Source organism: Microbulbifer hainanensis (assembly GCF_014904735.1).
GTDB lineage: Bacteria > Pseudomonadota > Gammaproteobacteria > Pseudomonadales > Cellvibrionaceae > Microbulbifer > Microbulbifer hainanensis.
In genome coordinates this window covers 19,937-32,089 of record NZ_JACZCR010000008.1, presented here as the reverse complement: position 1 = coordinate 32,089, position 12,153 = coordinate 19,937, and the positions used below count along the sequence as shown (strand labels likewise).

Below are 12,153 nucleotides of genomic sequence, written 5' to 3'. Positions count from 1 at the left end.
TATTATCACCGTATTATAATGATGTTATAATGCGCAAAAAACAAGCTAAGCTACATCTATCTGCTGACCAAGAGGTTTTTATGAGCTCCACTTTGCCTGCTTGTCCGAAGTGCCAGTCTGTCTATGTGTATCAAGACCAGGACATGCTGATTTGTCCCGAGTGTGCCCATGAATGGAACCCATCGGAGGAGGTTGTAGATGAAGATGCGCTGCTGGTTAAGGACGCAAACGGCACCCAGCTGGCGGATGGCGATAAGGTGACATTGATAAAAGACCTGAAGGTTAAGGGGTCATCACTAGTGCTCAAGATAGGTACGAAAGCGACCATCAAGCGACTGGTCGATGGGGATCACAACATTGACTGTAAAGTCGATGGCGCCGGCGACATGATGCTCAAGTCTGAGTTTGTTAAGAAGGCCTGATGAAGAGAAAGCGTGAGGACCGCCCTTATGCTCGACAACCCAAAACGGGCCGACTGAGTCGGGCGACGAAGCCGGACCTGCGGCCATCTTAACGCGCTGTACGCGTTGATCGAGCCTGGCCCAGGCGTTTCATCCCCGCTCCGCGGCTTCAAAAAAGAAGCCCGCCCCGTTTAGGGTGGGCTTCTTTTTTTCATTGTTGGGATGGCGGGAGTCGAATCAGCGCCCGCTAGGATTCCGCCAGCGGTTTTACATGCTCAGTTCCGTCTATTAACTTAAACCGTTACCGCTCAAAGAGCAGAACCTAGAAGATAATAACTTGATATTAAGATCTGGGTATTTCAATTCCCTTACTATAATCTGCTGGGTTCCAATGAAGTTCTACTCTGACGTTATTCATTCTCTGCCCGATATTATTTCTAAAAACATAAAGATCACGAGCTTCTTTCAAAGCAATTTTATGGAAAGCATCTTGGTATTCTGCGGGAGCGTCCACACTTATTACGTGTGGATTTACGGCGATACCGCTATCTCGAACATCAAACTCCACAACTGCTGTCGCAGAAATCCCTATAGACTCTAGTCCTTCAGGGTAACTTGGGTAATGACTTTTGATTAATTGCAGTTTTGGCGTCCCTGTGAAGGTGATTTCGTTTTCAGGAGAGGGGATTGAGTAAGGCAATAAATGAATTATGCGGTGAGGCATTCTTTTAGTCACTTTATCGAGGGCGGCCTGAGAAGCACCGACGCCCGCGATATGAAATCGTGCTACATATTCAGCTGCAACCAAGTCAGTATTTTTGCCTGTAAATGGTAAGCTTTTTATGAATTTTATCGCACCTTCAATAAATTCCTTTTCGTGCCCTCCTGACGTCACTGTTTGGATGGTGCTAACAGAGGAAACTTTTCCATTTTCGACATTGAATTGAAGGTGGACTTCACCTTGAATTCCTTCAAGAAAGGCCGCTCGTGGTAATGGAAGGTTAAATAACTTTGCATTATTTAGGTTGATTGTGCTTGGGGTCTGTGCTGAGGCTTGCCCCCAAAGAAATACTAAGGACAATATAGCTGCACTTACCCCTCCCGCTAAGAAACGTGCCAATTTTGAAGGTTTTAAACTATTTTTCAATCGATTAATCCGTGTGATCATAGTCATCTTATCTCCATAATGTGATTGAAGTATCCAGAATCTGTTCCAGTTCTCGTAGGATTGCAGCATTGCTCTGGAGTATGAAATTTTTTTGTTCTTATCTGCTAGTGCTAACACTTCCTCGTCGCAAGCACATTCTTGTGTCAGTCTAAATCGTAGGTAAACCGCCCAGACAGCCGGGTTAAACCAAAATAATATCAAGAAAATTAGTGCAAGCAGGTTCCAAAAATTATCGAATCTTTGCGCATGTACAAGCTCGTGTTCAATTACATAATCCAATTGAGAAGTGTCATAGTATTGCTCGTAGTCGCTCGGAAGAATGATTTCTGGTTTGAAAATACCCTTTAAAATTGGGCCTTTTACTTTGCTGGACGTAAAAAATATCCCGTTTGGAAGCCGGTCATATTGCCGGTCAAGTAGCACAGGCGATTTCGGTAACTTGGCAATTTGGATAAAACCAGTGGTCGCGACTGTGAGTAAAACGGAAACCCCTAGTAGCCAAATCCATTGGATGTGATTCCCTGACTCTGGTGCCAGATTCTCCATGACCTGATAGTTGCTAACCGTATGCAGCGTTGTTGCGATGGTTTCAGGATGCAATAGTGCTGATGCGCCTGTAGGTGCTGAGCTGCTGAAATCTATAGGTGGGAGGTTGACAATAACCAGAGCCAGGGGAATAAGCGCATACAATCGGTAGGTGAAGTTCGAGCCAACTCGTTTTGCCAATAGAAGATCACTGAGCCAAACTACGATTAGAGCTAATGTCAACACTTCCTGCTGCGCTAAGATCCAGTTAATCATTATCTTTTTCCCATTGTTCGATAATGTCTTTTAGCTCTTCAATGTCAGACTTCTTCAGTTCACCGCCTTTAACAAAGCCGGAAATAAGCATGGATAGCTGTCCGTCAAAGAGTCGATTTACAAGTTTTTTGCTCTGTCTTATCTGATAAGCCTCACGATCAAGACAGGGTGAATATAGGTAGGAGCGCTCTTTTTTCTCGTAATCGATTGCCCCCTTTTTCACAAGGCGAGCCAATAGTGTCTTTACAGTTTGCTCTTGCCAGCTCTTTTTATTTTCGAGTCGCTGAAAAACTTCACGAGCACTCGCTGGCGCACCAGCCCATAAGGCTTCCATCACCTCATACTCTGCTTCTGATATTTCCATGTGTCCTCCGACTACACTTGTAGTCATTACGACTACAACTGTAGTCAGGCCGGAGATAAAACGGAACTTCTATTTTCGAATAAACAGACTGCGTATTAGTTTAAATAGAGATAAAGGATTATGAGTCCAGAGCTATGGATTCTTGTGGTTCTTGAGCGCCCTGCGGAATGTTGACTGGCTTTGGGGGGCATTTTGCGCGGGACATGCTGAATGGCCCCGGTGCTTTGTGTTCTATCCGAGGTTCGTCAGAGAGAGTGGTAGGGCCCTGGGGATCCTTAATGGCGAGAGTGATTCGGCGCTGTGCGCCTCACTCCTTCGGGCGGCTTCGCGGCCGTCTTAGCGCGTTGATCGATCCAGGCACATTTGCATTCCACTCTTGTCAGGTCTGCCAAATCAAACAGGCCCGTTACCGGAAGGTAACGGGCCTGTTTAATTTGGCGAAGTGGTGGGAGTTAGTGGTGTTTCCGCTCGAATTCTACTGGGCCAGCGAAAATTCGATTTTACGTCGCTCCATGTCGACGCCCACAACACGAACCTTGATGGGATCGCCGATGGCAAAGCTGGTATTGCCCCGCTCGCCGACAAGACGTTGCGCGGCAGCATCAAAGTTGTAGTAGTCATTTTTTAGCGCAGATATGTGTACTAGGCCTTCGACCTGTGTATCACTGATCTCGATAAACAGGCCAAAGTGCGTGACGCTACTCACTAGCCCGTGAAAGGTGTCACCGATAAAGTCCTGCATATACTCGCATTTCAGCCAGGCTTCTACATCCCAGCTCGCTTTGTCCGCGCGGCGTGAAGCGTTAGAGCAATGTTCCGCGAGGGCCTGCATTGCCGACTTGTCGTAGGGGTAACTTTTTCCGGGGGCGAGGGTTTTTGCGTTATCGAAACGCTGCACCGGTGCGTCGCCCGCGCCGAAGACAAATTTTAGCGCGCGACGGAAGGGGTTGCGCTGTTTTTCCTGGCGGATCACCGACCGAATGGCTCTGTGTACCAGTAAGTCCGGGTACCGTCGAATAGGTGAGGTGAAGTGTGCATAGGCGGAATAAGCCAGGCCAAAATGGCCTTGATTGTCCGGGCTGTATTCCGCCTGACTCAGGGATCTCAGCATCATGGTGCGGATGGTCTGTGCATCGGCGCGCTGCCCAATGCTTCGCAGTAGCTCATCGTAATGCGCGGGCGAGGGCTTGTTGCCACCGGCCAGTTTGAGTCCCTTGGCATTGAGGAATGCGCGCAGGGTAGCGAGCTTCTTATCCCGCGGGCCTGCATGCACGCGATACAGCGTTGGCATCTTCTGTCGTTTGAGGAAGTCTGCGGTTGCCACGTTGGCGCTCAACATGAATTCCTCAATCATCTTGTGCGCATCGTTGCGTATGACTGGAACAATCCGCTCGATTTTGCGGTTATCGGTGAATTCGAACTTTACTTCCGGCTTTTCAAAATCCATTGCCCCGCGTTTTGTCCGGGCTGTTTTCAAGACCGAATATAGCTGGTGCAGCGCCCGGATGTGCGGTGCCGTTCCTCCGAGTTTGCGAGCGGTTCCCCGCCCCAGGCCTGAACCAGGTGCTGTGATAAAGGCGTTTACCTGGTTATAGGTGAGTCTGGCATGAGAGTGAATCACACCTTCGGAAAAGGTGTAGCCAGTCATTTTTCCCATTTTGTCGATGGTCATCTCACAGACCATAACCAGCCGGTCTACCCGCGGATTGAGTGAGCACAAGCCATTGGAGAGTGATTCTGGCAGCATAGGCACCACGCGGCCGGGGAAATACACGGAGGTACCGCGCTTCTGAGCCTCCTGGTCGAGTGCACTTTCGGGCGCCACGTAGTGGGACACATCGGCAATCGCCACGAACAGGCGCCAGCCACCAGATTTCTCTTTTTGACAGTACACGGCATCATCGAAATCCTTGGCATCCTCACCGTCGATGGTGACAAACGGCAGGTTTCTCAAGTCGGCGCGGTGCAGTTTGTCCGCTTCGGGTACTTCTTTGCCCAGCTGTTTCGCTGCGCGCATGGTGTCCTGTGGCCACTTGTGGGGAATATCGTGGCTGCGGATTGCCACATCGATTTCCATGCCTGGGCCCATCGAATCGCCCAGTAACTCGGTCACATGCCCGAAGGCATTGTAGCGGCGGCTGGGGAAATCGATTACCTCGACGAACACATACTGACCGGGCTTGGCGCCCATCAAGTGGTCACGGTCAAGATCAATCTCATGGGCAATACGGCTATTTTCCGGCTTGAGAAAATAGTGGTCGTCTTCGAACTGTACGCGGCCAACCAGATGGGTGGTATTGCGTTCAAGCACATTGACGATAACGCCCATTTTGCGGCCGCGGCGATCGACGCCGCTGATGCGGGCCTGCACGCGGTCACCGTCAAAGACAGTCAGCATTTCGTTGTCGGACAAAAACAGGTCTTCTTCGGATGCATCACTGTTCAGGAAACCGAAGCCATCCGGGTGGCCGATTACACGCCCGCTCACCAGATCTTCCGGTTTAACCAGGCTGTAACCTTTGCTGTGATCGAATTGAATTTGTCCGTCGCGCTCCATTGCACGCAATCGGCGACGCAATGCCTCTTTTTGGTCATCATCGGAGAGGTGCAGGACTTTTGCCAGCTGCTCCCGATCAAGTGTTTTATTGTTTTTTTTGAGCAAGCTCATAATGAACTCGCGCGCGGGAATAGGGTTGCTGTATTTTTCGGCGTCCAGCGGATTAAACGCAGCTATTGGGGATTTGCTCATGATTTCCTCTCGGGAAAACCGCCAATAAGATTGCGCTTGGTAAAAACTGGAGTGATGTGTCAGGACAGATCAGATGTTACTCGGCAAGATATGCAGGCGGATATGACTCAACAATGTTGAGGGGTGTTGCAGTAGGGCATTCACTCAGTGCTCAGTGTGAATGCCCGTCTTTCAGGTTGCGCGACCCAGGGGGATAACGCGACCAGAGTGGCCCTTATGGCCACTCAGCAGCGGACCAGAGTCTGGTTCACTGCAATTGTGAGCGTATAGGCTCAGACGCAAACGATTTTTTCAGCTTGCGGACCTTTCGCGCCTTGAGTTACGGAGAACTCAACAGCCTGGCCTTCGGCCAGGGTTTTGAAGCCTGAGCTTACGATTTCGCTGAAATGAGCGAATACGTCAGGACCAGACTTCTGCTCAATAAAGCCAAAGCCTTTGGATTCGTTAAACCACTTAACAGTGCCGGTCGTTGTCTTGGACATGGTAATTTCCTGTAAACAAATAGGGGTACGCCTTCATGAGGCATGAATAGCAAAAAAAAGACTGGAATTTAGATGCTACAGGACGAAGAGTGCTGGTACGACGAAACTGAGGATTTAAACAAGAGACTTACTTTTAACTTTGGGCACTGTAGGCCCCTATTTGAACTAAGTCAAAGCTTTTCTCTCAAGCATGTTCAAGCATGTCGTGTGCTACCGGGAGAGGGGCGGAATTCGTGAGGAGATGGCGACAAGATGTGACTTATCAGTCATGTCTTGTCCGGGTGGCAGCTTGGCAAGGGCTAGTCCGGCGTGCTCGGGCGCAATCATAAGAAGCCTTGCGGCACGGCGTAGCCCCCCTGTTGATCAAAATTTGCCCGTCGGGTATTGTGCCGCCAACTGAGGGGGGACGACCTCCCAGATTCAGCGAAGTAATGCCCAGGACGACCTGGCCCTGTTTGAAAACGGAGCAGTCAATGTCCTGGTTGTATCTTTTCGTTGCTGGAGCCCTGGAAGTTGTCTGGGCGTTCTCCATGAAGCAGTCCTGCGGTTTCACCCGGCTCATACCCTCCCTCGTAACTTTGGTCACAATGCTGGGCAGTTTTTGGCTGTTGGCCATTGCCATGCGGACTATCCCGCTCGGTACTGCGTACACGATCTGGACGGGCATAGGCGCAATCGGGGCTTTTCTTGTTGGAATTGTTATTTTTGCAGAACCAGTGAATACGATGAGAATCGTTGCCGCGATCCTGATTGTTTCTGGATTGGTGCTGATGAAACTTTCCAGTGCCTAATTTCAGCCGCGTACGCGCGGCGCGCTGATCGAACTCGGCGCTTTGCGCTCCACTCCCGCTTCGCGGATCAATAAAAAAGCCCACCCTGTTAGGGGTGGGCTTTTCTAGTGTTTGGTGGGATGGCGGGAGTTGAAAAACTGTCCTAAGTCATTGATATAACTAGCAGGTCGCATTGCGATTTGTCGCCATCCCTTAAAACCTGTCCACTTGAGCAAACTGTCCGGGCTAGTAGCGGGATCTTCCACTTCTAACGGTAACGGATTCATGGGCTGCGGTAGCTAATGACCGCCGGCCACGTTTCTTTACTGAAATTAATCAAGAATCTTCGGATGTATGGGCCGTTAGTAGTCGCACGGCTTTCTCCAAATCCTTGCGCAATGCGGCCGGATGTTTGGTGGCCTGTGGGTCGTGGAGCAGGCCAAAGGGATTGGCGGCAGTCCAACCCGTAGCGAGCGTCATTATGGCTGTGAGCAAAAAGTCTGGCGTGAATGTCTCGGCGATTTGCCCCGTTTCCTGCGCCTTTTGCAACTCAGCAATCTTGGCGTCGCGAGACGTAACGCGTTCGTTGGAACTTGTGGCCGCCTGTTCGAGGTTCGACCAGGCGAGAAGCCGCATTAGGTCAGGGTTGGCGATGGCGAAGTCGAAGAGTCTACCCGCGTAGCTAGCCAGGTCCTGGGACGCGAAGGCAAGCTCCTGATAGACCCGAACCAAGTTCTTTTCGAGCACGGTCGTGAACAGCTTTTCCTTGCTCTCGAAGTAGATGTAGATGAGGTTCTTGTTGCATCCGGCGGCTTTGGCGATGCGATCGACTCGGGCGCCGGCGATTCCGTAGGCGGAGAACTCCGCCATAGCCGCTTCCAAGATGCGCTCTTTGGAAGCCTCTGAATTGCGCATAAGGATTCCCCTGCTGAATAGGCCCCAATAATAGCATTTGACTAAATAGTTAGATAGGTTTAGGTTATAACTAACCAGATAGTTAGTTTGTCTGGTTCCCATTTACTTCACCAGGAGATGTCTCATGGCACAGCGCAATTGGCTGATCACGGGCGTCAACAGCGGCTTTGGCCGCGAAATGACCGAACAACTGCTGGCGCGAGGCGACTGCGTCGCCGGAACCGTCCGCAACTTAGCGGCGATGGATGACCTCAAGAATCGCTACGGCGAGCAGCTGAGGCTATCCGCACTTGACGTGACGGACACCGAGGCGGTTCGTCGGGTGGTGAATCAGGCATTTGCCGACCTCGGTCGGATTGATGTCGTAGTCAACAACGCCGGCTACGGGCTATTCGGAGCAGCCGAAGCCCTCACTGATGCGCAAATCGAAAACCAGATAGGCACTAACCTCACCGGCTCGATCCAAGTCGCAAGGGCGGCGATCCCTCACCTGCGCGCCCAAGGCGGTGGCCGCATTCTGCAGCTCTCCACATACGGTGGGCAGGCTGCGCATGCCGGCGCCTCGCTCTACCACGCGAGTAAGTGGGGTATCGAGGGTTTTATGGAATCTCTGGCGCAGGAATTGGCCCCCTTCCAAATTGGTGTAACCATCGTCGAGCCAGGCGGCGCCCGAACCGGTTTCCGCAGCACCGCCGGCGAACATCTGGGCGAGGAGCTCGAGGCCTACAACGGTACGCCGGCCGGGATGGTACATAGTGTGCTGCGCGACAATTCCCGCGTGCCGAACGGCGATCCGGTCAAGATGGTGAAGGCCATGATCGACAGCGCCGATCTGCCGAATGCGCCTATGCGTTTGGTCCTGGGGAGCGACTCCTACGCCGCCATAACCAATGCCCTAACGGCGCGGCTTGCCGACGTCGAATCGCAGAAGTTCGCCGCCGCGAAAACCGATAATCCGGTATAACCCGCAGCCGCTGTGTCCACTTACACACGAGGGCACAGCGCAATATTCATGGCTACCAACTGCGTTCGGTAGAGGTTATGGGGGAAGAGGCACCGCCTAGGCCGGTGTTATGGCAGGCATCTCGGTAGCCTTCAAAGGCATCGACTTTGCTTTTTCCCGACGTGATATTCATACCCCAGCCCCGACTGGATCAATAACTTGTCTAGGCTTTGGCCTTCCACCCAGACCTCTGTTAGCAGGCGGAAATATTTATTGCGAACGCGTTCAAGCAGTTCCCTTGAAAACTTCTTTGCGGTGGTAGGCTAGGTATACGTATTGCTTTAGAGAAAAGGGAACGGTTTTGGCTTTGGGGTCCATTCCCCAATGGGTAATTTGAGACTCAACTTTTTCACCGGAACATACTAGGGAGCCATCGTCTGAGAAACTAATGAATCCGCATTTTGCATTCGACTCTTCTCTGGTTTGTCGACAAAGACCATTATTTTATGCCTCTTGTCGTGGCGTGGAAGTTTGTGTTGCGTGAGAGATTCGTCGCTGATCGCGGGAAGCTGTATCTCTTGAGAACAATCAACGACCGTGCGGAAAACCAATTAAACCCTCGGGCTCCGGCGCAGTGCAGCAGTTGCTATGGGATTGGCCCAATGCTGCAGGCTCTAATTGCAGCTCTACCTAACCTATCTTGATGCCCTGAACGGTCGCACAAGCCCCGTATAATCTCTATACGCGATCGAACATCGGATCACGTAGTTCGAATTGGAACTTGTCGCCTACGTAGCCAACTACTTTGTCGCTCTGGTAAAGCTCATAAGCATACTCGGCGAGCTTCTCCGGCGGGAAATACTCATCTCGCTTTTCCTCATCTTCACTTTCAAGGCCGGCATTGGTGTAGGCCTTTTCGAAAAAATCGGTGCGGGTGGCGGCGGGAGCAAGGACTTTTGCCCTCATTGGCTTGTTCTCATCCTGTAGGTCATGGGCCACACCCTCGGTAAAGGCGGCTACATAGAACTTGGTTGCACAGTAAGTGACTGCTGTGGGAAACATCTTGTAACCGCCGATGGAGGCCACGTTGATTAAGGTGGCATCGGTGTCCTTGTAGTCGTGCAGGAAATCCAGTGAAAGTTCGGTCAGCGCGTGCACATTCAGGTTCAGCATGGCGTCGGCTTTTTGCTTGTCCATATCCCAAGCGAGGCTGAAGTCACCGAAGCCGGCATTGTTGATCATGCCTTCCAATTCATACTGGCGACACTGTTCATACAGTTTGTGGCCGGCGCCCGGTTCAGCCAGGTCGCAGGGGATTACTTCGACGGTGATACCGTACTCGGCCTCCAGCTCGCCCTTCAGCGACTTCAGTTCATCCTCGCTCCTTGCCACGATAATCAGGTTGTGGCCATTACGGGCGAACACTTCGGCCATGGCGCGGCCGATGCCTGCGCTGGCACCGGTAATCAGGAAATATTTCACAGCTTGCAGCCTCGCAGTTCTGTTGTTCATTGACTTGGCGGCCGGGTGTTCCGACCGCCGCTATGGGTCACACCAGTTTGAAGTGTTGGTCCAGGTGGGCTTCCAGCCGCTGGAAGTCGTCTTCGATTGTAGGGTTCTTCATCACGTCGAAGCAGGCAAAGGTGGGCAGGGCTTCCATGGCGAAGAAACGGAAGTTCGTATGCACCGGGAACAGCAGGTCATCCACGCTCTTGCCCTGGAACAGGTACTGTGAGGGATCGTCAAATGCCTCCTTCGGGGCGTTGAATGTCAGCGACAACATGTATTTCTTACCATGCAACACGCCGCCGGTGCCATAGTTGTCTTTCGGGGCCTGCTCCGTGCGGCCATCGGTATTGCACAGGCGGCCGCCGAGGCCCGCGCTGTAAACATCATCCATGTACTTTTTCATCGGCCAGGGCACGCTCATCCAGTTGACCGGCGCCTGAACAATAATAACGTCGGCCCACTCGTGCAGCTGTAGTTCGCGCTCGTCGTCCCAGCCTTCCGATGTGGCAGTGTGTTCGGTCTCGAAGCCCTTGTCCTTCAGGTTGCGATCGATCCGGCGCACCAGCTCGGCATTGAGCTTGCCCTCGGAAAACGGGTAGGGGTGATGGGTATTGATGATCAGTGCGTTTTTCATAGTGCCTCCTGTAGGGATGGGCACAATCTACGCTTTAGCTCGAAAAATTAAAAATTATCATTTTTGATCATTTGGATAACATATTGTTATCCGACAAGGCTTGTCGGGGAACTGCCGGCTTTGCGGCGTGCCATACCGGGAGCGATCGCCGATGGTGAGAAGAGTCAGTGCTGGACCAGATAGTCATCTACAGGGCAACTTTGCAGCATTCGGAATGAAAGAAGTAGGTAGACGGCAATGCCCGAGCACATTCCCAGCAGGGCCAGCTGAATATTCGGCAGGAATACACTTCCAACAGTGATCCCGATACAGACTAGGGAGTTGAACAGGATTCCGGCACGCCAGGGCGGAAATACTTGCCAATAAGGCATCTGCTTACCGAGGTAGAACGCCATCATTCCGGTAATTGCAAACAAGGCGAATGTCGGGCGATCCAGGTCATTCAGAATTGTATGCCTGATCATATTTGCCAGCAGCAGTAGTCCCATACAGAGGAACAGATGTGACAGAGCGAGTAGGTTGCCTGATGATAGGCGCCGCGCGCGCTCAAGCAATGGGAAGGAATCGTAGTAAATCCACCAGAAGCCCCAGATAAACGCAAAGCCACCGATAGCAGAAGCAACCCGGAGTGGAGTCCAGTCAACCTCTGACAGGCTGCCGACGATTGCAATAATCGATTCACCCAGCAGGATAATAATCATCAAGCCGACGCGTTCGACCAAGTGTGCCCTGTCGACCTGGTGTTGCTCGGTACGGCCGCGGACGTAAGCCTGCCAGCCAATGTCCAGCGCGATGCCAAGGTAAAATACGAAAAACCTGGCCTCGCCTTCCAAGGCCATTGCCACACCGCTCACCAGGGCACCCAATGTAATGATGCCGGCCACCTCTCGTACCCACAACTGCTGTGGTTGCTCGCGCCGGTAAGCCCCGTAATACATCGCCGCCAGTACCAGACGCACAGTGATATAAGTGGCAGCGTATTCGCTGAAGTCGCCTTTAAGGCTAGCCGCCGAGAACGTGGACATGAGAACGACGCCTGCCATGATCATCAGCGTGATAAAACGATGCCAGCGGTCGTCACGGTCGAAACGGTTTGCGTATAAGGTATGGCTCATCCAGATCCACCACACTGGAATGAATACCAGTGGGAAGCGCAGGAGTTGCTCGGCGCTGATATGCCCTTCGTGGGTATGTGCCAGATCATGGGTGACTGCACCGATAACGGCGACAAACACCAGGTCGAAGAAGAGTTCCAGCCACGTGGCATGGCGGTCAGTTGATAAATAGAGTGGTGGGTTTGAAGCTGTCATGAACTGAACCGGTTGGGACGATGACCTCGAGCATCGCCTTATCGTTGCTGCGATGAACACGGTGACGACGCTGTCAAAAGCGGCAGCACCGGATACGGTGGCCGATC

At 52.0% G+C, this 12,153-nt stretch carries 11 protein-coding genes; 3 read left to right on the top strand and 8 right to left on the bottom strand.

From position 1 onward, the window contains the following. The first annotated feature begins 29 nt into the window (after positions 1–29). Positions 30–422 (top strand): zinc ribbon domain-containing protein YjdM, encoded by a 393-nt coding sequence (locus IG168_RS02825; RefSeq protein ID WP_449843655.1) that lies wholly within the window; start codon positions 30–32, stop codon positions 420–422. Positions 423–744: 322 nt separating this feature from the next. Here the strand turns inward: IG168_RS02825 and IG168_RS02820 are convergent, their stop codons facing one another. The 4 genes from IG168_RS02820 to IG168_RS02805 all read right to left on the bottom strand — a co-directional run bounded on the left by IG168_RS02820 (position 745) and on the right by IG168_RS02805 (position 5,965). Continuing rightward, a complete protein-coding gene (locus IG168_RS02820; RefSeq protein ID WP_193161636.1) occupies positions 745–2,370 on the bottom strand; it encodes a M56 family metallopeptidase in 1,626 nt (541 codons plus the stop codon). After that, complete coding sequence (locus tag IG168_RS02815; RefSeq protein ID WP_193161635.1) at positions 2,363–2,734, bottom strand: BlaI/MecI/CopY family transcriptional regulator; 372 nt, start codon at positions 2,732–2,734, stop codon at positions 2,363–2,365. The genes IG168_RS02820 and IG168_RS02815 overlap by 8 nt, the downstream gene beginning before the upstream one ends. A gap of 475 nt (positions 2,735–3,209) precedes the next feature. Next, positions 3,210–5,483, bottom strand: a complete 2,274-nt coding sequence (rnr, locus tag IG168_RS02810; protein WP_193161634.1) for a ribonuclease R — start codon at positions 5,481–5,483, stop codon at positions 3,210–3,212. Between the two features lie 272 nt (positions 5,484–5,755). Beyond that, positions 5,756–5,965, bottom strand: coding sequence for a cold-shock protein (locus IG168_RS02805; protein WP_193161633.1), 210 nt, complete (start codon positions 5,963–5,965; stop codon positions 5,756–5,758). A 473-nt stretch (positions 5,966–6,438) separates the two neighbouring features. Here IG168_RS02805 and IG168_RS02800 point away from each other — a divergent pair, with 473 nt between their 5' ends. Further along, positions 6,439–6,756, top strand: a complete 318-nt coding sequence (locus tag IG168_RS02800; RefSeq protein WP_193161632.1) for a DMT family transporter — start codon at positions 6,439–6,441, stop codon at positions 6,754–6,756. A 315-nt stretch (positions 6,757–7,071) separates the two neighbouring features. Here the strand turns inward: IG168_RS02800 and IG168_RS02795 are convergent, their stop codons facing one another. After that, on the bottom strand, positions 7,072–7,650 hold the full coding sequence (locus IG168_RS02795; RefSeq protein ID WP_193161631.1) for a TetR family transcriptional regulator: 579 nt from the start codon (positions 7,648–7,650) through the stop codon (positions 7,072–7,074). A gap of 124 nt (positions 7,651–7,774) precedes the next feature. Here IG168_RS02795 and IG168_RS02790 point away from each other — a divergent pair, with 124 nt between their 5' ends. After that, positions 7,775–8,614: an SDR family oxidoreductase gene (locus IG168_RS02790; RefSeq protein WP_193161630.1), complete on the top strand. Its 840-nt coding sequence runs from the start codon at positions 7,775–7,777 to the stop codon at positions 8,612–8,614. A 717-nt stretch (positions 8,615–9,331) separates the two neighbouring features. On the opposite strand, the gene IG168_RS02785 is transcribed toward IG168_RS02790, so the two are convergent. From IG168_RS02785 to IG168_RS02775, 3 genes are all read right to left on the bottom strand, one after another. After that, entirely contained in the window at positions 9,332–10,075 is a 744-nt protein-coding gene (locus tag IG168_RS02785) for an SDR family NAD(P)-dependent oxidoreductase (protein WP_193161629.1), read from the bottom strand. Between the two features lie 67 nt (positions 10,076–10,142). Further along, positions 10,143–10,736 (bottom strand): NAD(P)H-dependent oxidoreductase, encoded by a 594-nt coding sequence (locus IG168_RS02780; protein WP_193161628.1) that lies wholly within the window; start codon positions 10,734–10,736, stop codon positions 10,143–10,145. Positions 10,737–10,900: 164 nt separating this feature from the next. Beyond that, positions 10,901–12,046, bottom strand: a complete 1,146-nt coding sequence (locus tag IG168_RS02775) for a low temperature requirement protein A (RefSeq protein WP_193161627.1) — start codon at positions 12,044–12,046, stop codon at positions 10,901–10,903. Positions 12,047–12,153: the final 107 nt, after the last annotated feature.